The following is a 20,460-nucleotide window of genomic DNA, read 5'->3' as shown; positions in this document are numbered from 1 at the left end:
GTTACGGCGGCGGCCGGTCAGGAAAGAAGCGCTTGCGGGAGCCGGCCGGGCGCATGGATGATCCATTCGAGGCCGGTCACCCACATCCGGTCGCCGACATCGTTCCACTGGAAGGGAAACCCCCATGCCCGAGCTGGACGAACGCTTCGACGTAGTGGTCCTCGGAGCGGGACCCGGCGGCTACGTCGCCGCCGTCCGCGCCGCCCAGTTGGGCAAGCGCGTCGCCGTCGTCGAGGAGAAGTACTGGGGCGGTGTCTGCCTGAACGTGGGATGCATCCCGAGCAAGGCGCTGCTGCGCAACGCCGAGCTGGCGCACATCTTCACCCGCGAGGCGAAGACCTTCGGCATCAAGGTCGACGGGCAGGTGACCTTCGACTTCGCAGAGGCCTTCCGCCGCAGCCGCAAGGTCGCCGACGGCCGCGTCAAGGGCGTCCACTACTTGATGAAGAAGAACGGGATCACGGAGTTCGACGGCCGCGGCACCTTCCTCGACCCGAACACGCTGGAGGTGGCGGGCTACGACGGCTCGACACGCACCATCGGCTTCGACCACTGCGTCATCGCCACCGGCGCCACGCCCAAGCTGCTCCCCGGCACCCGCCGCACCTCCCGGGTGGTGACCTACGAGGAGCAGATCCTCGCCGAGGAGCTGCCGGAGTCGATCGTGATCGCGGGCGCCGGGGCGATCGGCGTGGAGTTCGCGTACGTCCTGCACAACTACGGCGTGAAGGTCACCATCGTCGAGTTCCTGGACCGCATGACCCCGCTCGAGGACGCCGAGGTGTCCGCCGAACTCGCCCGCCAGTACCGCAGGCTGGGCATCGACGTGCTGACCTCCACGCGGGTCGACGCCATCGACGAGTCGGGTCCGCGGGTGCGGGTCACCGTCACCGCCAAGGACGGATCGCAGCAGGTCCTGGAGGCCGACAAGGTCCTGCAGGCGATCGGCTTCGCCCCGAACATCGAGGGCTACGGCCTGGACAAGACCGGCGTACAGGTCACCGAGCGCGGCGCGATCGACGTCGACGGGCGCTGCCGCACCTCCGTTCCGCACATCTTCGCCATCGGTGACGTCACCGCCAAGCTGATGCTCGCGCACGCCGCCGAGGCGATGGGCATCGTCGCCGCCGAGACCCTCGCCGACGCGGAGACCATGGAACTCGACTACGCGATGATCCCGCGCGCGACCTACTGCCAGCCCCAGGTCGCCAGCTTCGGCTACACCGAGGCCCAGGCCCGCGAGCTCGGTCACGACGTGAAGGTCGCCAAGTTCCCCTTCACCGCGAACGGCAAGTCGCACGGCCTCGGCGACGCCACGGGCTTCGTGAAGCTGATCAGCGACGCCAAGTACGGCGAGCTGCTCGGCGGTCACCTGATCGGCCCGGACGTCACCGAGCTGCTGCCCGAACTGACTCTGGCCCAGCAGTGGGACCTGACGGTCCATGAGGTGGCGCGCAACGTGCACGCCCACCCGACCCTGGGCGAGGCCGTCAAGGAGGCCGTGCACGGCCTGGCCGGCCACATGATCAACATGTGAGAGCGGGCCCGTGGCCACGATCACGGGATCGTGGCCACGGCCGCCGCATGAGCGGTCAGTTCAGCGCCGGGGGCCCGTCATGGGCGCCGGTCCCCCACGCGGAGGGCTCGGCACCGACCGTGAACGCCAGCGTCCGCATCCCGCGCAGCTCACGCGTCGTCACATAGGTGCGGCCGTACGGGGCGCCGTCGATGCGCGCCGACTGGATGTAGCGGCTGCCGTCGGAGGTGCCGGGTGCCGTCACGGTGAGCGAGCCGCGCGGGTAGTAGTGGCGGTCCAGCGTGAGGTCGACGCGCTCGAAGACGGGCGTGGACAGGCCCCAGGTGTCGTAGCCGGGCTGCACCGGGAAGACTCCGATCGACGAGAGCACGTTCCACGCGGACATGGTGCCGAGGTCGTCGTTGCCGGTCATGCCGGTCGGGGTGTCCGTGAAGAGGGTCAGCGCGGCATGCACCACATCGGTGGTCTTCCACGGCCGGCCGGTCGAGAGGTAGGTGTACGGGGCGATGAGGTCGGGCTCGTTCTGCGGGTTGTACTTGTCCGCGTTGTAGTAGTCGTACGGGCCGTTCACCCAGACCTCGCGCGCGGTCTTCGCGGGGTCCTCGACCAGCTTGTCGTAGGCGAAGAACGCGTCCAGCCGCTCGTTCGCCGCCTGCTTGCCGCCGATCAGGCCGACCATGCCCGGCAGGTCCTGCGGCACCAGCCACTGGTACTGCCACGACGTGCCCTCGTGGAACCCCTCGCTCTGCGCCGGATCGGCCGGCCCGGTGAAGGCGCCGGAGGCGTCGCGCGCACGGAAGAACCCGGTCGAGGAGTCGAAGATCCGGCGGTAGTTCTGGGCCCGGGCCGCGTAACGCGCGGCGTCCGCGTCATGGCCGAGGTCGCGGGCCATCTCGGCGAGCATCGCGTCCGACAGGGCGTACTCCAGCGTCGCCGAGGCGCCGTGGTCGTAGTCCGAGTCGCCCGGCTTCACGTGCGGGCGGCCCTTGACGTAGGGCGCGAAACCGTCCGCGACGTACTCCGTGTTGGCCTCGCGGCCCACCGCGGGCGAGTCGGCGGGCGGCACCCCGTCGGCGTTCTTCCGCAGGGCGCGGTAGGCCCGGTCCTCGTACCCCTTGAGCAGGCCCTGCTGGTAGGCGTTGGTGAGGAACGGGGTGACCGGGTCGCCGGTCATGATGTTCGTCTCGACCGTGCCGTAGCCCCACTTGGGCAGCCAGCCGCTCTCCTCGTCGATCCGGATCACCGATATCGCCATGTCCCGCGCCTCACGCGGTGCGAGCAGGGACAGCAACTGCGACTGGGTGCGATAGGTGTCCCACAGCGACCAGTTCTGGTAATACGTGAAGTCCCGGGCGCGGTGGATCTTCTGGTCCCAGCCGGTGTACCGGCCGTCGGTGTCGCTGCCGATGTTGGGGGCCAGGAAGGACCGGTACAGCGACGAGTAGAAGGTGCGCCGCAGGGTCTCGCCGCCGCCCCGCACGCGTACGTCGTCCAGCCGGTCCTCCCAGGCGCGCCGGGCGGCGGCGCGCACCTGCTGGAACGAACGGCCGCCCTCGGCACGGAGGTTGAGCGCGGCGCCGTGGGCGTCCACGTACGACAGGGCGGTCGTGGCCTCGACGGTCCGGTCCTTGCTCGTGTCGAAGCGGACGTACGCGCCGTCCCGGCCGCTCTTCGAACCGTCGCTGACCGTGGAGCCGTCCCAGGTGCCGAACGCGGTGAACGGGCGGTCGAACCGGGTGACGGTGTACACCGTGTACGGCTTGGTGTCCTGGCAGAACCCGCTGCCGGTGATCGCCGTGCGCACGGTGTGGTCGTCGAGGACCTCGACCTTGGTGGACAGCGTCCGGTGCAGCGACTGGCCCGCGTTGAGCAGGACGTTGGCCTTGTCGGTGGCGGGGAACGTGTAGCGCTGCACACCGGTGCGCGCGGTGGCCGTCAGCTCGGCGTCGATGCCGGTCTTCAGCCCGACCTTGTAGTAGCCGGGGCTCGCCTGCTCCGTGTCGTGGCTGAACTCGGCCTGGTACTCGGCGTAGTCGGTCGTTGTGACGTCGCCGGTGGTCGGCAGGACGGGCAGATCGCCGCCCAGGCCGCAGCCGACGCCGGAGAGATGGACGAGCGAGAAGCCCCGGATGTGGTTCTGGGCGTAGTCGTAACCGGTGTTGTGTCCGGTGTCGGGGGACAGTTGCACCATTCCGAACGGGACGGCCGCGCCCGGGTAGGTGTTTCCCTCGTTCTGGGTGCCGATGAACGGATTGACGAGGTCGGTCAGTCGGCCGGCCGGTGCGGCGGCCGCCTGGGCCGTGGGCGCGGCGAGGGCGGCGCCGATCAGCGCGGCCGCCGCGACCACCGTGCCCGCGCCGCGTAGGCGTCGGCTCCAACTCGTGCGCGGATGAGTCCCACTCATGGGCGCGTACGCCTCCCGGGGCTAGACAACGTTGTCAAATCGCACAGCGCGCCCATTCTTTGTGCTTTACGTGTACGCGTCAAGAGTATCGACGGAAGGTGGGATCGCGGCCCGCGCTTCCAGGACCCGGAGGGAACGCCGGCGGCGGACGGCCACAAGGAAAGGCAAGGAGGTCATACCACTCCTTGCCACTCTCAACGTATAGCGCACCGGGGGCCTTGCGGCAAGGCCCCCGTCCTGCCGCAGAATTCCCGACCGAAAGCAGGAGCCGCGGAGACAGGGGGACTTGATGACCGACGTGATCATCGTGGGCGGCGGCCCGACCGGCCTGATGCTGGCCGCCGAACTACGGCTGCACGATGTGCGGGTGCTCGTACTGGAGAAGGAACCGGAGCCGGCCGCCTTCGTCCGCGCGCTGGGTCTGCACGTGCGCAGCATCGAGGTGATGGACCAGCGCGGCCTGCTGGAGCGGTTCCTCGCCCACGGCCGGAAGTTCGAGACCGGAGGCTTCTTCGCCGGCCTGGGCACCTCCTGGCCCGACCGTCTGGACACCGCCCACTCCTACGTCCTCGGCATCCCGCAGACCGAGACCGAGCGCCTGCTCAACGCGCACGCCGTCGACGCGGGCGCCGAGATCCGGCGCGGCCGGGAACTGGTCGGACTGGCCCAGGGCGACGACGGGGTGACCGCCGAACTCGCCGACGGCACACGGCTGCGCTCGCGCTATCTCGTGGGCTGCGACGGCGGCCGCAGCACGGTGCGCAGGCTGCTCGGCGTCGGCTTCCCCGGCGAGCCCGCCAGGGTCGAGACCCTGCTGGGCGAGATGGAGATCGGGGTGTCGCCGCAGGAGCTGGCCGCCAAGGTGGCCGAGGTCCGCAGAACCCAGACACGGTTCGGTGCGATGCCCCTCGGGGACGGGGCGTACCGCGTCGTCGTACCCGCCGACGGGGTGGCCGAGGACCGCTCGGTACCGCCGGTCCTCGAGGACTTCAGACGGCAGCTGCGCCGGTTCGCCGGCACCGACTTCGGCGTGCACTCACCGCGCAGGCTCTCCCGCTTCGGCGACGCCACCCGGCTGGCCGAGCGCTACCGCACCGGCCGGGTGCTGCTGGCGGGCGACGCCGCGCACATCCACCCGCCGACCGGGGGACAGGGCCTCAACCTCGGTATCCAGGACGCCTTCAACCTCGGCTGGAAGCTCGCGGCCGAGGTGAACGGCTGGGCCCCGGAAGGGCTGCTGGACAGTTACCACACCGAACGGCACCCGGTGGCAGCCCAGGTACTGGACAACACCCGTGCGCAGATGGAGCTGATGTCCACCGAGCCGGGCGCCCGGGCGGTCCGCCGGCTGATGTCGGAACTGATGGACTTCGAGGAGGTCAACCGGCACCTGATCGAGAAGATCACCGCGATCGGGATCCGCTACGACTTCGGCGACGGACATCGGCTGCTCGGCCGGCGACTGCGGGACGTACGACTGGAGCGGGGGCGCCTGTACGCGCGGATGCACGCGGGGCGCGGACTGCTGCTGGACCGGACCGGACGGCTGTCGGTCGCCGGCTGGGCGGACCGGGTCGACCATGTCGTCGATGCCGCCGAGGAACTCGACGTCCCCGCGGTGCTGCTGCGGCCCGACGGTCACGTGGCCTGGGTCGGCGAGGACCAGCGGGATCTGGCCGGAAGGCTGCCCGACTGGTTCGGCGCCCCCGTCAACTGACGCCCGGCCCCGGGGTGGTCGAGCGGTTCCGCCAGAGGTCGCGGAGCAGCGCCACCTCCGCCATGTGGTGGATGAACTCGAGGTTGCCGCCCCACAGCACCTCGAAGAACGGGCTGTCCGGGTCGGAGCCGTACGGGTACCGCGAGAGGCCGACCGTGTCGAGCTGCTCGTCGGTCAGGGCTCCCACGTCGGCGCGCCAGCGGTCCATCAGCGCCCAGAACCGCTCGACCGCCGGAGCGGCACGGGGGCTGAAGTCCACCAGCAGCACCGGGTCCCGCCGCCGTTCACCGAAGGTCCACTCCCACTGGCCCGCGAAGCAGAAGTGCAGGTGACCCAGCCGCCAGGCGATCGTGGTGACCGGGCTCGCCTCGGGCGCCGGGGGGCCGGTGTGCGCGAGGACCTCCCGGACCCGCTCGGCACTCACTCCCCAGTCGTCGGCGATCTTCGCGACGGACATGCCCCCGGCGGCCTGCCGCGCGACCTCGGCGTACTCACTCGCCGGGATCTGCGGGGCACCCCGGTCCAGCACCCAGTCGCCCGGCCCGAACGCCCGGGGCGTCACCGCCTCGCCCCGGCGCCGAACCGACCAGCAGCCGGGGACCGGCTCCCACAGGTACTCCTCGTCGCCGAGCCCGCCCAGCCGCACCTCGGCCATCTCCCTGGCGCAGTCGAACTGGTCGAGCAGCAGGCCCAGCCGATCGCTCCGCATGCCCCGGTCCCCTTCCCGCCCGCGGATGAAGGCTGTTCCCGCGTGCCCCCGTAGTCCGGGGCCGCGCGGGCGACAGGCGTGCCCCAGTGTTGGGCCTCGGGGTGAGAACGGCAACGAGATTTCGTGGACGAGTCACGTTCAGGACCGGGAGGCGCCGCTGCCGGGGAGCGGGCCGGTGGCCTGCGCCTCGTGGAGTTCGGCGGTGAACTGCGCGCCGGCGAGCAGCGCGAGGTCGGACAGCCAGAGCCAGATGAGGAAGACGACGATGCCGGCGAGGGACCCGTACAGCCGGCTGTAGGTGCCCAGCACATCGGCCTACAGGGCGAAGCCGGCCGAGGCGGTCAGCCACAGCGCGGCGGCCAGCGCCCCGCCGGGCAGGCTGTGGCGGCTTCGGCGTGCCGGTTCGGGCCCGGTGTGGAAGACCACGACGACCAGCACCGCCACCAGACAGAGCAGCAGGGGCCGGCGGGCGATGCCCCGGACGAGCTGCGCGGTGCCGCCCAGGCGCAGCAGGCGGCCGAGGAGTTCGGCGACGGGCCCGGAAAGCATCAGCACCAGGGCGCTGACGACGAGCAGAGCCAGCAGGACCAGGGCGGTCGCCACGATGGCCCCCCGTTGACCAGGTGCGATGCCCGGGGCCCCGCGCGGACCCGGCGTTCTCACGGCAACGCGCGTACAGCGGACATACTCCCTTAGAGGGCGAATGTCATCCCATTGGCCGCGTATCCGGCCGGTCAAGGCGATTTCCACGTTTGTCACGGCGAGGATGGGGGCCGACTGACAACGCGACCGCGACATCGGGAGACATCCAACCTGTGAGCATCCTCAACGAACCTCCCGGAGCAGCGGCAGCAGAGGACTCCTACGAGAACGAGCTGCCGGTCAGGCGCAAGCAGCCCGGCAATGTGGTGGTCAGATGGCTGACCACCACCGACCACAAGACGATCGGCACGCTCTATCTGTCGACGTCGTTCCTGTTCTTCCTGTTCGGCGGGGTGATGGCGCTGATCATCCGGGCCGAGCTGGCCCGGCCCGGCCTGCAGATCGTCTCCAACGAGCAGTACAACCAGCTCTTCACGATGCACGGCACCGTGATGCTGCTGATGTTCGCCACCCCGCTGTTCGCCGGGTTCACCAACTGGATCATGCCGCTGCAGATCGGCGCGCCCGACGTGGCCTTCCCGCGGCTGAACATGTTCGCCTACTGGCTGTACCTGTTCGGCTCGCTCATCGCGGTGGGCGGTTTCCTCACCCCGCAGGGCGCGGCCGACTTCGGCTGGTTCGCCTACAGCCCGCTGTCGGACGCGGTCCGGTCGCCGGGCCTGGGCGCGAACCTGTGGATCCTCGGTCTGTCCTTCTCCGGCTTCGGCACCATCCTCGGCGCGGTCAACTTCATCACCACGATCATCTGCATGCGCGCTCCGGGCATGACCATGTTCCGCATGCCGATCTTCACCTGGAACGTGCTGCTGACCGCCGTCCTGGTCCTGTTCGCCTTCCCGGTCCTGGCGGCGGCGCTGTTCGCCCTGGCCGCGGACCGCATCTTCGGCGCCCATGTGTACGACCCGGCCAACGGCGGCCCGATCCTTTGGCAGCACCTCTTCTGGTTCTTCGGCCATCCCGAGGTGTACATCATCGCCCTGCCGTTCTTCGGGATCGTCACCGAGATCCTCCCGGTGTTCTCCCGCAAGCCCGTCTTCGGCTACATGGGCCTGGTCGCCGCGACCATCGCGATCGCCGGTCTGTCCGTGACGGTGTGGGCCCACCACATGTACGTCACGGGGGCGGTACTGCTCCCCTTCTTCTCCTTCATGACCTTCCTGATCGCCGTGCCGACCGGTGTGAAGTTCTTCAACTGGATCGGCACCATGTGGAAGGGCTCCCTGTCCTTCGAGACGCCGATGCTGTGGGCGACGGGCTTTCTCGTCACGTTCCTCTTCGGCGGTCTGACCGGCGTCATCCTGGCCTCACCGCCCATGGACTTCCACGTGTCCGACTCCTACTTCGTGGTGGCGCACTTCCACTACGTGGTGTTCGGCACGGTCGTCTTCGCGATGTTCGCCGGCTTCCACTTCTGGTGGCCGAAGTTCACGGGCAAGATGCTGGACGAGCGGCTGGGGAAGATCACCTTCTGGACGCTGTTCGTCGGCTTCCACGGCACCTTCCTGGTCCAGCACTGGCTGGGTGCCGAGGGCATGCCGCGCCGGTACGCCGACTACCTGGCGGCCGACGGCTTCACCGCCCTGAACACGGTTTCGAGCATCGGCTCGTTCCTGCTGGGCCTGTCGATGCTGCCGTTCCTCTACAACGTCTGGAAGACGGCCAGGTACGGCAAGCCGGTCGGGGTCGACGACCCGTGGGGCTACGGCCGGTCACTGGAGTGGGCGACGTCCTGCCCGCCGCCGCGGCACAACTTCTACACCCTGCCCCGGATCCGCAGCGAGTCCCCGGCCTTCGACCTGCACCACCCCGAGGTGGCCCAGCTCGAACACGAGGCCAACGTCGGCCGGCGTGACGCGGTCGAGCCAGAGGGCGGCCAGAGGTGACAACGCCGAACCGTCCTGGCGCCCCCCGGGGCGGCCAGGACGGCTCGCTCGCCAACGAGGTCGAGGGCTACCTGCTCCTGCACGCGGAGCTGGAGCAGGCCCGGCGTGAGGCCGAGGCGCTCTGCGCGCGCCTGCCGTGGCTCACCACCGGCCAGGCCGAGGACGTCACCCGGCACTACACCGAGCAGCGCCTCGACCTGACGCGCCAGGCGCTTCAGGTCACGGTCGACCGTGCCAAACGCCTGCGCGGCGAATACGAGGCCCGCTACCGGGAGCTGCGCCGCATGCTGTTCCGACGCCACACCATGGCCGCCTGCTTCATCCTCACCTGCACCGGCACGGCCAACACCCTGGCGTGGTACGCGACCCGCTGACCCGCCACCGGGGGCAACGGACCGCCTTGGGCAAGCCCCCCCGTCCGCCCGGCTACAGGGCGATGAGTCCCGCCGCCGTCTCCCTGAAACCACAGGCACTCAGGTAGAACGGGCGCAGCGGGCCCTCGAAGCCGGCGTGGAGCCACGCGCACTTCGCGGCCCGGGCCTGCCGGGCCGCGAACGCGACGAGTTCGGTGCCGACCCCTCTGCCGCGCCGGCGCCGAGCCACGACGGTGTCGAGCAGGAAGGCGTGGGCCCCGCCGTCCCAGACGACGTTGACGAAGCCGACCAGGTCGCCGTTCTCCCGCGCACAGACCCAGCCGAGACTGTGACGTTCGAGTCTGGCCCGCCAGTCGGTGCGGGTCACCGGGTGACCGAAGCCGTCTGCGTGCAGTGCGTCCAGGGAGTCGTTGTCCAGGTCGCCCCGCCACTCGTATGCGATCGTCATGCGCCGGCCGTACGGCCGGCCGGGAACTCCGGGCGCCGTCGGGTCATGAGGTGTGACTGGGCCGGGGCGTGGGCGGCCGGTGTGCGGCGCCGGTGAGCCGGTCGAGTATCCGCTGCTCCGAGGGCTGCAACGGGGGTTCGAGCGTCCGGGGGAGGGCCGGCCCGGTCAGGGCCGCGAACAGGGCCCGGGGCCGCAGCGCGCGGGTGGCGGGCGCGGTGAGACTGGTGACGTCCCACAGTGCCGACGCCGCCTCGTAGGTGCCGGTCGCGGCGCGGGTCAGCCGGTTCGTGTACCAGGCCGCGACGCGGTCGGCGGCTCCCGGCTGCGCGCCCACGACGCCCGGGTAGAGGACGTCCACCCCGACGGCGGTCGACCAGGCCGTGTCGACATGGCGGGCCGCACCGCGCAGGACGCGCCGGGAGAGGCCGGCGCCGGTGAGGCCGTGCCGCTGGAGTTCCCGGGCCAGCACCTGGGCGCCGAGCGCCGCCACCGACATGCCCTGTCCGTAGGCCGGGTTGAAGGTCGCCAGTGCGTCACCGAGGACGATCAGGCGTTCGGGCCACCGGTCCGCCTTCTCGAAGTACCGGCGGTTGTTGTCGGTGCTGTGGCCCCGGCTGACCGCCACGTCGGTGAGCGGTTCGGCACCGGAGATGAGGTGGCCGATGATCGGGTGCGGCAGGTCGAGGGCGTAACGCAGGAAGCCCTCGGCGTCCCGGGGCGGCTCCCCGCCCCGGGTGCCGGCCGCGCTGACCATCCACCGGTCGCCCTCGATGGGCAGGACCATGGCGCTGCGGCCGGGGCGCCCGTCGTAGGGGTTCGCCTGCACCAAGGTCAGCGGGAACGATTCGGCACCCGGCGGGATCCGGTAGATCCGGGTGGCGTTGGTGAGCCCGGAGTCGATCTTCTTCTCCTCGACGCCGGCGATCCCGATTCCGGCCAGCCAGGCGAGGCTGCCCGAACCGCGGCCGCTGGCGTCCACGACGAGGTCCGCCTCCAGTTCGCGGCCCAGTCCGGGGTCCGCCCCCGGACCGAGACGGACGCCGCGGACGTGCCGTGCGTCGCCGAGGAACCCCTCGACGGAGGCCTGGTGGACGGACACGTTGGCCCGGGTCTCGAGGAGGATCTGCCGCAGCACCCAGTCGGTCAGCGCACGGGTGCAGGTGATCATGTGCGGGCCGCTGCGCTTCCAGCGGTGGAACCATCCGCCGTCCGGAGTGAGGGCCAGCATCCCGTTGCCGAGCGCGATCTCGTGCGCCCCCGCCTGCAGCAGGCGGTCGCGCACGCTCACCGGGAACAGCGCCTCCATCGCGGACAGCCCGCCGGCCATCAGCAGATGGGCGTGCCGGCCCTGGGGGACACCACGCCGGTTCTCGGGGCCCTGGGGCAGCTCGTCCCGGTCGAGCACATGGACCCGCAGCGCGGGTTCCGCCAGGGACAGCGCTGCTGCTGCCACCAGTCCGGCCGTGCCGGCTCCGATCACGACGGCTTTGTGCGGCAACGGGTGCTCCTCGTAATGGTCGTGGGACTGCGTCACTGGGTGCCTATTCGCTCCGGCGCCGCCTTGCGGAGGCGGTGCACGGTGTTCGCCAGCTCAACCAGATCGATGGTGATGCGGAACTTCTCCGGAGGGTCGGCGGGGCCGGCGCCCTCGCCCGACGCACGCCGTAACCCGTCCATGATCATCGCTTCCTCCGAGGCGGCACGTGCCCGGTCCTGCCGCTCGCCGCGCTGGACGGCCGCCGCGTACGCGCTACGGCCGACCCGCTGGTCGAAGTGGGCGGTGAGCTGCAGCAGGGCGTCGCGGATGTTCGCCTCCAGCAGGTAGAGGCGGTTGCTCGGCAGTTGCCACCACAACTGCCACCAGGTCGGCTCCGCCCTCGGCGCCGTCGCCACGTCCTTCACCGCCGGCCACAGGGGCTTCAGCGCGCGGTAGGTGGCCAGGCTCTGCCGCTCCGCCGCGGCGGCGGACGCGAGGCGCGGCAGCACGAAGCCGGCGGAGTAGATCAGGGCACCGAGAGCGGCGGCGGGGGGCGCCACGGTGGTCGACAGGACGTCCAGGTCGTACCCGAGCCAGCGCGCGGCGACCGCGGTCACCTTCGTGAGGGTGAACCCCAGGGAGTCGACCAGGAGGCCCGCGAGGATCAGTCTGAGACCGATCCGGAGCAGGCCGGTGACCTCGTCGCGCGCCCATTTCAGGCAGACGGCGCTCAGCACGATGGTGCTCGTCAGGTGCCCCACGAGGTAGAGAGCGATCATCTCCCTCATGTACGGGGTGTTCGCGTAGTAGGTGTCCAGATCGGTGAGCCGCTCCGTGCGCGCGTCCGCCAGGGCGAACAGCACGACGATGGCGACGACGAGCGTTCCGTAGACCGCGACCGTCATCCGGACCATGCGCCGTATCCGCTCCGGGGGCCCGCCTCTCCAGTGGATCAGCAGGATGATCAGCGAGCAGCTGAAGGCGGAGATCGAGCCGTACGTGAGCGGGGCGCCGATGTTGGGGACGCCGGTGGCGTGGTTGACCGCCGCGAGGGTCACCGGCGCCGACCAGACGAAGCAGACGGCGGCGAGGAACGTGGTGGCCCGGGTGGCGACGGTCAGGGGCGAGCGGGGAGTCGTGCGTGGTCGGCGAAGCAGCATGGCGGCCAGGGCCAGAAGGACAGCCGCCGTATACACGACAAGACTCATGGGGTGGGGGACTCCGTTCAGGTCCTCTTGCTGCGTGGGGGGATGGGTGAGAGCGGGGGGACGGGGGCGGTCGTCGTCACACGCGCGGCCGGGCCGGTCCGGCCCGGCCGGCGACGTGGGCGGTGGCCCGCGCCACGCGTGCGGATCTCTTGAGTGCGTCGGCGATCAGGACCAGGGCCTCGGAGTCGCGGGGGTGCGAGAGCCGGGTGGGTGCGCCGACGGGTTCCAGTACGGGCTGGGTACTTCGCTGCGCCGCCGCCGCTATGGTGGCGGCCCACGCCGCGGAGACGGCCCGCTCCCGGTCGCCCGTCCTCGTGAGCTCCGCGTCGTGGACCTCGTCGAAGAGCCGTGTGTCGAAGAGCGTCTCCAGCGCGTGGAGGCCGTTGAGGATGGTGCTCCGGCGCCAGGTGCCCCACAGGAAGGGGGAGCGGGGCCGCTCCACCCGCAGGGCACGGTCGCGCAGGACCGGGTCCAGCGCGGCGTCGAGGGACGACAGGCGGAAGAAGTCCCGCCACGCCGACAGGTGGTAGCCGGCCATCGGCAGCAGCACCCCGGCCACCGTCAGCAGCGCCCCCAGGCCGGCGCAGACGGGCGGTACGGACGTAGCGAGCACCGACCAGTCCCGGCCCGACCACCGCGCGGCGACGGCGATCAGCTTCGAGACGCTGTACCCGGCGGTGATCACGGTGCCGGTGCCTATCGTCAGCAGACTGGCCCGCAGCCAGGGCCGCTCGCGTACCTCCGCCTCGAAGGCCCAGCGCAGCGACCACAGGGCACTGACCGTCACGGCCGTCAGGTGCGCGACCAGGTACAGGACGACCATCTCCGCGATCCAGGGTGTCGTCGCGTAGTACGTGTCGAAGTCGGTGCGCCGTTCGCGCGGTGCCGTGCCCAGCGCGAACAGGACGGCGATACCGGCGAGAACGGCCGCGTAGCCCCACATCCAGCGCCGCGTCGTCCGTCGTACGGTCGGGCCGCCACGCCAGCAGGCGATCAGGATCAGCAGCGAGGCGCTGTACGCGGTGATCGAGACGTAGGTGAGCGGGGCGGCCAGGTTGGGCACGCCGCTGACCCGGTTGATCACCCCGACCGAGGGGGGCGCCCCGAAGAGGAAGCACAGTGACGCGAACGCCAGCACCCCGTTGATGGCGCGCTGGGAGAGTTCGCCGCGATGCCGGATCAGATCCGGCAGCTTGGCCAGGAGCCCGACCCAGAGCAGACCGCAGCTGACGTAGTTTATCGCCCCGCTCATTTCCGGTTTCCCCGATAGTTGAGAGCATCGGCGATGCGGCGGGCCGTCTCCCCGGTGATCACGTCCCGCTCCATCAGCGCCCGCATCTGCTGGCCGATCCGGATCCCGAACAACTCGGCCTCTTTCTCGGGATCGTCGTCGAAGCGGGAACGCGCGGCAGCCGGCTGGGCGCCGTGCTCGTGCCCTGATTCCAGGGGGCCGCAGCCACCGTCGGCCCGCTGCTCCGCGGCGAAGCCCTCCCGCTGCCGCATGTGCCACAACTCGTGACCCAGTATCTGCGCCTGGTGCCAGATCTCGGCGCCCTGCTCGATGATGACGTCGTCCCTGTCCGTACGCTCCAGCCACATTCCCGTCGCCTTGAACTCCCGGGGGATGGGCACGCGGTGCACCTCCAGCCTCCGGTCGCCGCGCCACTGCCGTGCGGACTCGACCAGGGCCGCGAACAGGTCCTCGGCGGTCAGGATCGCTCCGTCGCCGGGTGCGCCCCCGCCCGCGCCGGTGGTGGCCCGCAGCCTCTCCCTGATGGGGTCGATGAGGGTGGCGGCGAGCTGACGCATCTCCCTGTCGCGCCTGCGCAGCCTGTGCCACCGGCGAAGCCGGGCCGGTGAACTCATCGGCGGTCCAGGGCGATCGGGGACGCCGCCGGGCCCGGGGCCACGGCGGGGCCGTGCGGGGCGGCGGGGATCGGGGGCGTGCCGCGTACGCCGCTCGACTCGCGACGTCCGTGGGCATGCTGAAGGAGTTCCGGGGCTCCGGCCATTCGGACGCCGGCGTCGTCTGCTGCCACCGAGTCTTCTCCCGGGCGCGTAGCTTTGGATCAGGGAACGTGCCTGACGTGAGGGTATCCATAAGGTCCCGCGGCTGCCCGCCGGTGTCAGCATCTACCGCGCCATCCACTGCTTCCACTGCCCCATTCATCAGGCGCAGTTGACACTCCGTGATGTCACCGTCGGGATCACCACGTGGAGTGACCGGCCCGGCCCGCACCGGACCCCGGCCCCAGCTCGGCCACTTATCGCTCAAATCCACCCGCACCCCTCCGATAGCATGATCCGGCCCAGGACGAGCACGTTCGACGCCCGTTCCGCACCGGAAGAACATGCCATCCGGCACGAATAGCGACCCACTTACCTGAAAACCAACAAATCGGCCAAAAAGTTGATACCTATAACATCGCGGGTGTTTACGCGAATAAACAGCAGAGTCAAGTCCGTTCCGTGGCGTGAACCCCGGACGATCCTGTGGGTCACGGCGGGCGTGGTGACCCTCGGATTCCTCGTCGCGCTGGAGATCGCGGCACGCCACTACGGACTGGCGGGACCGATCACCAATCAGGCGCGAGAGGTGATATTCCCGCCCAAATCGGGCTTCCTGCTGTACGCCAGCATGGCGCTGATGATGGTCGTGCTCACCTGGCGGCAGCGGATCATCGCGGTGTGCGCCGCGATCGGCATCGACGCCGTCATCCTGCTGGTGCGATGGGCGGCGGGCGCCGATCTGACCGAGGGGCATCCCTTCGGCAACGGCGCGCTGTGGGTGCTCCTCGGCTGTGCGGTCGTCGCGGTCACGCGCCGCACCGGCCCCGAACGTGTCCTGCTGCTGAAGGGCGTCGGACTGGGTCTGCTGCTCGTGGCCGGCCGCAAGACGGGCGACACCTGGCTGGTCATCACGTCGAAGACCCGCCCGACGGTGCTCGACCAGTACGTGGCCACCGCCGACCACGCGCTCGGCGACCCGTCCTGGGTGGTGGGCCGGCTCGTCCGGGCCACGGGGCCGATCGGCGCCCACGCGCTCGACTACGTCTACGCCCAGCTCGCGGTCGCCGCCGTGGTCGTCACGATGTACCAGCTCCGCAACGTGGCGGCCGAACGCCGCTTCCCGCGCCACCACCTGGTGCGCACCTTCCTGGTGATCGGCCTCCTCGGACCCGCCGTCTACATGGTCTTCCCGGTGGTGGGACCGGTCTTCGCCTACGGTGCCGACGGCGGGCACTGGGCGGTGGCCGACCTGTGGCCGGACACCGCGACCGCGGTCACCGGCCCGCACCACATGGCGTTCGACGGCATCACCCCGCGCAACTGCATGCCCAGCCTGCACACCGCCTGGGCCACCGCCATCTTCCTCCACTCCCGCAAGGGCCCCCGCCTCTTGCGCTTCGCCGGTACCTTCTGGCTGATCGCCACGCTGACCGCGACCCTGGGATTCGGCTACCACTACGGCGCCGATCTCATCGCCGGCGTCGTGTTCACGCTCACCATCGAAGCGGCCCTGCGCTCGCTGGAGCGCGGCTGGGACCGCACGGGTACCCGGATCGTCGTCCACGGCACGACCGTCTTCGCCGCGCTTCTGGTCTCCTACCGCTACCTGCCGGTCGAAATGGCCCGGTATCCATGGGTCTCCGGACCGCTGCTCGTCCTGGCGATGGCCTCGGTGATCCACGGATACGTACGCACCACCAGACTCTGGGACCCGGCCCCGGTACCGGTCCCGAAGCCGGAACCGCAACCCGAACCGGCGTGAGCCCGCTGGAGGCGGCCCCGTCGCCCATCGCCCGCGGAAACGGCGCGACATGCGCACGTGCCCTTCATTCCCTTGAAAAAACCAGCAAATTCGTGCGCTTGTAAAGGTGAACCAAGGGCATTCGGTGGCCAGGAGGTTGATAACTATGGTTCCCCTGCTTCTGGTTCTTCTGCTGGCCCTGATTCTCTTCGGCGCGGGTTTCGCCCTGAAGGCACTGTGGTGGATCGCGGTGATCGTTCTCGTCGTATGGCTGCTGGGCTTCGTGGTCCGGCCCGCGGGCAGCGGCGGCCGCAAGGGTCGCTGGTACCGCTGGTAACAAGCATCCCGACGCATAGAACACGCCACGCCTGAACCGTGGAAGGGGCCCGGCCGCAACGGCCGGGCCCCTGGTGTGTGTGCGGGCGGAGGGAGCTCTCCTCACGCGGTGGCCGTCAGCGGGGCGGACGCTTCCCAGACGAATCCGTCGGGGTCGCTGAACGGGCCTGCGGTGCCGGAGAGCACGAGCCGGTGGGATCCGGTGCCGTCGGCGGGCAGTCCCGCGTCCTTGGCGAGCGCGCGGCGCTTGTACAGGGCGAGCTTGACTGACTCCGGTCCGGCGGCGAACTCGACGTACGTGCCACCGAAGCTCTTGCCGACCGTGAGGCCCCGTTCGAGGTAGAACCGCTTGCTGGCCTTCACGTCCTCGACGCCCAGCAGGAGCACGAGCTGGTCGAAGGCGCGGGTGGCCGGCCCGGTGTCCTTCTTCGCCGACGTGGCGATCTTCCAGATCGTGCCGTCCGGGGCCTGGACGACACCGCCATACCCCCACAGCGACTTCGAGGCGGGCTTGAGGGTGGTGGCGCCGGCGTCGACGGCCGCCCCGATGAGGGCGTCGACGTCGCCCGGCTGGGCCGCCACGAGCGACAGAGTGAAGCCGCGGAAGCCGCTCGTGGGCTCCTCACAGGCGCGCAGCCGTACCCGCGAGGAGTCGAGCCCGAAGGCGGTGGCGTAGAAACGGGCGGCGGCCGCGGCGTCGGCCACCTCGAGGGTGACGGAGTCGAAGGAGGTCATGCCTCGACAGTAGGCAAGGACCGGGTGCCAGGGCTTCTCGAAAACTGACCGATGTGCTTCGACGGCGTCCGCCGCGCACCGCCGTGCGGGCGGAACGGGTGCCACCGCGAACTCGGGTGGGCGCGCCGCGAGGTCTGCCGCGTCTTTCGGGGTACAGGTGTCCGGGGCGAAGGAAGGGGACCATGATGACTCGGCCCAGCGGGGAGCCGGACACCGTCGTCGTCGGCGCGGGGCTGGCCGGCCTCGCCTGCGCACTGGACCTGTGCCACGCCGGTCGGCGTGTCGCGCTCCTGGAGGCGTCCGACGGCGTGGGCGGCCGCATGCGCACGGACCGGCGGGACGGATTCCTGCTGGACCGGGGCTTCCAGGTGTTCAACACCTCCTACCCCCAGGTGAAGCGACGCCTCGACCTGAGGAGTCTGCGGCTGCGTCCGTTCACCCCCGGCGTCGTCGCGCACACCTCGAACGGCCCCGTCCGCCTGGCCGACCCGACCCGCCGGCCCAAGGACGCCGCGGCGCTGCTGCCCGGGCGGGTCCTGCCGGCCCGCGACCTCGCGGCCCTCGGGGCACTCACCGCTCGGGACACCCTGCTGCCGGCCGGCGCCCTCAAGCGGGGCGCGGACCGTTCCACCGCCGAGACCCTGTCCCGCGCCGGAGTCTCGGCGCAGACCGTGAACGAGATCCTGCGGCCGTTCCTCTCCGGTGTGTTCCTGGAGGACGAACTGGAGACGTCCGGCCGGTTCTTCCACCTGGTCTGGCGCAGCATGGCCCGCGGGACGCTCTGTCTTCCCACCGACGGTATCGGCGCCGTACCCGCCCGACTCGCCCGTGACCTGCCCGACGGCGTGCTGCGGCTGGAGACCCCGGTCACCGCGGTCACCCCCACCGGGGTGCTCCTCGCGGACGGCGGCGAGCTGCCCGCCACGTCCGTCGTCGTGGCGACCGACGCCGTCACGGCGGCCCGCCTGCTGCCCGGTTCGGCCGCGCCGGACAGCCGCACGGTCACCACCTACTACCACGCCGCCGAGCGATCCCCGCTGGCCGAGCCGACCCTGGTGGTGGACAGCAGCGGAGCGGTGCTCAACACCTGCGTCCTGACCGAGGTGGTACCCGCGTACGCGCCGCCCGGCACCGCGCTGATCTCCACCTCCGTGCTGGGACCCGACCGCCCGGAGGCGGGCCGAGCCGTACTGCGGCGCCTGGCCGAGCTCTACGGCACCGACACCGGCGAGTGGCGGCAGGTCGCCGCGTACACCGTGGAGGGAGCCCTGCCCGCGATGCGGCCGCCGTGGCCGTTGAGCCGCACGACGCGCTTCGCTCCGGGCCGGTACGTCTGCGGGGACCACCGGGCCACCGGTTCCGTGCAGGGTGCGCTGGCGTCGGGAACGCGGGCCGCCCGTGAGGTGCTGAGCGACCTCACGCGCGCGTGACCGGCGCGCCGTACTCAGGGAGGCGAGTCGCCCCGCGCGCGTTCCTGCCGGCGTACCTCGGCCAGATCGGCGAGCCGGTCCAGCTGCCGCACGGGCTGTGAGATCCGCTGGTTGTGGCTGAGCCGTTCCCGGTGCCGGTCCAGGAAGGCCCAGTACCCGGCGGTGTAGGGGCAGGCGTGCTCACCGGTCCGCTCGCCCGGCCGGTAGCGGCAGGGTCCGCACAGATCGCTCATGCGGTTCACGTACGAACCGCCCGAGGTGTAGGGCTTCGTCGTCATCCGGCCGCCGTCGGCGTACTGGGACATGCCGACGACGTTGGGCACCATGACCCAGTCGTAGCCGTCCACGAAGCAGCGGTGGAACCAGTCCGTGACCGCGGCGGGGTCCCAGCCGCGCTGCAGCGCATGGCTGCCGAGGATCATCAGCCGGGGAATGTGGTGGGTCCACCCCGTGTCCCGTACCTGCTCCAGGACGGTGTGCAGACAGCGTGCCTCAAGAGCGTCGGCGTCCAGCTCGTTCCACCACTCCGGCAGCGGGGCGGTGTGGCGCAGGACGTTCGAGTCACGGTAGTCCTCGCCGAAGTACCAGTAGAGCTGCCACACGTACTCGCGCCAGCCTGCGATCTGCCGGACGAACCCCTCCACGCTGCTGAGCGGCGCCCGGCCGGCGTGCCACTCCGCCTCGGCCCGTTCGACGCACTCGGCCGGGTCGAGCAGGCCCAGGTTGAGCGAGGAGGAGAGCAAACTGTGACTCATCACCGGGTCGGCGGCGAGCATGGCGTCCTCGTAGGGACCGAAAGTGCCGAGCCGGTGGGAGAGAAACCGTTTGAGGGCGGCCCGGGCCTCGGCACGGGTCGCCGGGAACAAGCGGGGGCCGTCACGCCCGACGAAGGACACGTCACCGTCCTTCTCCCAGCGGTCGAGGTCGTGGCGGACCTCGTCGTCGATCTCGTCCTCCCGGGGACGGTAGGGCGCCGGAACCTGGAGGGACGGTTCGTCGCGGGGCGGCGGCTGCCGGTTGTCGTGGTCGTAGTTCCACTGGCCGCCGACAGGGGCGTCGCCGTCCATGAGCAGGTCGTGTCCCCGGCGCACCCACCGGTAGAAGTTCTCCTGCCGCAGACGTTTTCCGCCGTGCCCGTCCGCCCACGTCGCGAAGTCCTCCATGGGGACCAGGAAGCCCCGCGCGGGGCCCACGGTGACCTGGGGGAGTGAGCGCACCAGCCGTGCGGCCGCGTAGGACGTCGGGTGATGGACGGTCACGGGCCGGTCGCCCGCCGCGCGCTCCAGTCCCTCCCGGTAGGTGTCGGCCCGTACGTAGGCCGCCCGGTCGCCGAGCTCGGCCGCGCGGTGACGCATGGCGGAGAGCACCAGGTGCGCCTTGGCCCGGTGGAAGCGCCGGCGCCGGAACACCGACCGTGCTTCGATCATCAGCAGCGGTGTGTCCCGACCGGGGCCGTCGTCGCCGGGGGTGAGGAAGTGCGGCCCGAGCTGGTCGCCGAAGAGCCAGTGCACGGCGTGTCCCCGTTCAGCCGCGGTCGTGGCAGCGGGCGTGCGGTGCGTACCGGCCGTCGTCGTGCATGAGTGTCTCCCGTCGAAGGCATGGGGTCGAAGCCGTGGACCGCTGTCGACCGGTCACGGCCGGGCGGCGGCGGACGACCGTCCACCAGACACTTTCCGGGGCAGCCGGGCGCCGGATGCACAGGGCGCGACACGCCCCTCGATCGGGGCCACCAGGCGGCCGAAGGGGCGGCTCTCTCCACCCCGGGGTGCGGTGCGGCCGGTGGAGACC

16 protein-coding genes and 1 pseudogene are annotated in these 20,460 nt (G+C 70.9%); 7 read left to right on the top strand and 10 right to left on the bottom strand.

The genetic code is table 11. From position 1 onward, the window contains the following. The first annotated feature begins 124 nt into the window (after positions 1 to 124). Complete coding sequence (gene lpdA, locus ACWCPN_RS25080) at positions 125 to 1,537, top strand: dihydrolipoyl dehydrogenase (protein ID WP_451210149.1); 1,413 nt, start codon at positions 125 to 127, stop codon at positions 1,535 to 1,537. 55 nt (positions 1,538 to 1,592) lie between these two features. On the opposite strand, the gene ACWCPN_RS25075 is transcribed toward lpdA, so the two are convergent. Beyond that, complete coding sequence (locus tag ACWCPN_RS25075) at positions 1,593 to 3,941, bottom strand: GH92 family glycosyl hydrolase (RefSeq protein WP_451210146.1); 2,349 nt, start codon at positions 3,939 to 3,941, stop codon at positions 1,593 to 1,595. Positions 3,942 to 4,230: 289 nt separating this feature from the next. Here ACWCPN_RS25075 and rox point away from each other — a divergent pair, with 289 nt between their 5' ends. After that, positions 4,231 to 5,658: a rifampin monooxygenase gene (gene rox / locus ACWCPN_RS25070; RefSeq protein WP_451210143.1), complete on the top strand. Its 1,428-nt coding sequence runs from the start codon at positions 4,231 to 4,233 to the stop codon at positions 5,656 to 5,658. Here rox and ACWCPN_RS25065 read toward each other — a convergent pair. Further along, positions 5,651 to 6,367, bottom strand: a complete 717-nt coding sequence (locus ACWCPN_RS25065) for a DinB family protein (RefSeq protein WP_451210141.1) — start codon at positions 6,365 to 6,367, stop codon at positions 5,651 to 5,653. The two genes, rox and ACWCPN_RS25065, sit on opposite strands and share 8 nt — an antisense overlap. Before the next feature lie 138 nt (positions 6,368 to 6,505). Then, positions 6,506 to 6,988, bottom strand: a pseudogene (locus ACWCPN_RS25060) (YhjD/YihY/BrkB family envelope integrity protein); the annotation flags it as partial. A 194-nt stretch (positions 6,989 to 7,182) separates the two neighbouring features. On the opposite strand from ACWCPN_RS25060, the gene ctaD reads away from it, so the two are divergent. Together ctaD and ACWCPN_RS25050 are read left to right on the top strand one after the other, a co-directional pair. Continuing rightward, positions 7,183 to 8,913, top strand: coding sequence for an aa3-type cytochrome oxidase subunit I (ctaD, locus tag ACWCPN_RS25055; RefSeq protein WP_451210138.1), 1,731 nt, complete (start codon positions 7,183 to 7,185; stop codon positions 8,911 to 8,913). Further along, positions 8,910 to 9,287 (top strand): hypothetical protein, encoded by a 378-nt coding sequence (locus tag ACWCPN_RS25050; protein ID WP_365128454.1) that lies wholly within the window; start codon positions 8,910 to 8,912, stop codon positions 9,285 to 9,287. The genes ctaD and ACWCPN_RS25050 overlap by 4 nt, the downstream gene beginning before the upstream one ends. Before the next feature lie 52 nt (positions 9,288 to 9,339). Here the strand turns inward: ACWCPN_RS25050 and ACWCPN_RS25045 are convergent, their stop codons facing one another. The 5 genes from ACWCPN_RS25045 to ACWCPN_RS25025 form a co-directional block, all read right to left on the bottom strand. Continuing rightward, on the bottom strand, positions 9,340 to 9,735 hold the full coding sequence (locus ACWCPN_RS25045) for a GNAT family N-acetyltransferase (protein WP_451210135.1): 396 nt from the start codon (positions 9,733 to 9,735) through the stop codon (positions 9,340 to 9,342). A gap of 43 nt (positions 9,736 to 9,778) precedes the next feature. After that, positions 9,779 to 11,233, bottom strand: coding sequence for an FAD-dependent oxidoreductase (locus tag ACWCPN_RS25040; protein WP_451210132.1), 1,455 nt, complete (start codon positions 11,231 to 11,233; stop codon positions 9,779 to 9,781). 32 nt (positions 11,234 to 11,265) lie between these two features. After that, positions 11,266 to 12,420, bottom strand: a complete 1,155-nt coding sequence (locus tag ACWCPN_RS25035) for an MAB_1171c family putative transporter (protein ID WP_451210128.1) — start codon at positions 12,418 to 12,420, stop codon at positions 11,266 to 11,268. 76 nt (positions 12,421 to 12,496) lie between these two features. Continuing rightward, positions 12,497 to 13,672, bottom strand: coding sequence for an MAB_1171c family putative transporter (locus ACWCPN_RS25030; protein ID WP_451210125.1), 1,176 nt, complete (start codon positions 13,670 to 13,672; stop codon positions 12,497 to 12,499). Beyond that, complete coding sequence (locus ACWCPN_RS25025; RefSeq protein ID WP_451210123.1) at positions 13,669 to 14,229, bottom strand: hypothetical protein; 561 nt, start codon at positions 14,227 to 14,229, stop codon at positions 13,669 to 13,671. The genes ACWCPN_RS25030 and ACWCPN_RS25025 overlap by 4 nt, the downstream gene beginning before the upstream one ends. 679 nt (positions 14,230 to 14,908) lie before the next feature. On the opposite strand from ACWCPN_RS25025, the gene ACWCPN_RS25020 reads away from it, so the two are divergent. Then, positions 14,909 to 16,192: a phosphatase PAP2 family protein gene (locus ACWCPN_RS25020; protein ID WP_451210537.1), complete on the top strand. Its 1,284-nt coding sequence runs from the start codon at positions 14,909 to 14,911 to the stop codon at positions 16,190 to 16,192. A 145-nt stretch (positions 16,193 to 16,337) separates the two neighbouring features. Then, positions 16,338 to 16,508 (top strand): hydrophobic protein, encoded by a 171-nt coding sequence (locus ACWCPN_RS25015; RefSeq protein WP_199209256.1) that lies wholly within the window; start codon positions 16,338 to 16,340, stop codon positions 16,506 to 16,508. Between the two features lie 101 nt (positions 16,509 to 16,609). On the opposite strand, the gene ACWCPN_RS25010 is transcribed toward ACWCPN_RS25015, so the two are convergent. Then, on the bottom strand, positions 16,610 to 17,242 hold the full coding sequence (locus ACWCPN_RS25010; protein ID WP_451210120.1) for a glyoxalase: 633 nt from the start codon (positions 17,240 to 17,242) through the stop codon (positions 16,610 to 16,612). Between the two features lie 182 nt (positions 17,243 to 17,424). Between ACWCPN_RS25010 and ACWCPN_RS25005 the strand changes: the two genes are divergently transcribed. After that, entirely contained in the window at positions 17,425 to 18,672 is a 1,248-nt protein-coding gene (locus ACWCPN_RS25005; RefSeq protein WP_451210117.1) for an NAD(P)/FAD-dependent oxidoreductase, read from the top strand. Positions 18,673 to 18,686: 14 nt separating this feature from the next. Here the strand turns inward: ACWCPN_RS25005 and ACWCPN_RS25000 are convergent, their stop codons facing one another. Beyond that, positions 18,687 to 20,183: a cryptochrome/photolyase family protein gene (locus ACWCPN_RS25000; protein ID WP_451210114.1), complete on the bottom strand. Its 1,497-nt coding sequence runs from the start codon at positions 20,181 to 20,183 to the stop codon at positions 18,687 to 18,689. Positions 20,184 to 20,460: the final 277 nt, after the last annotated feature.

It is taken from the genome of Streptomyces sp. NPDC002386, assembly GCF_053593175.1.
Note: the sequence above shows the minus strand (reverse complement) of the source record. Positions and strands in the feature narration are given on the sequence as shown.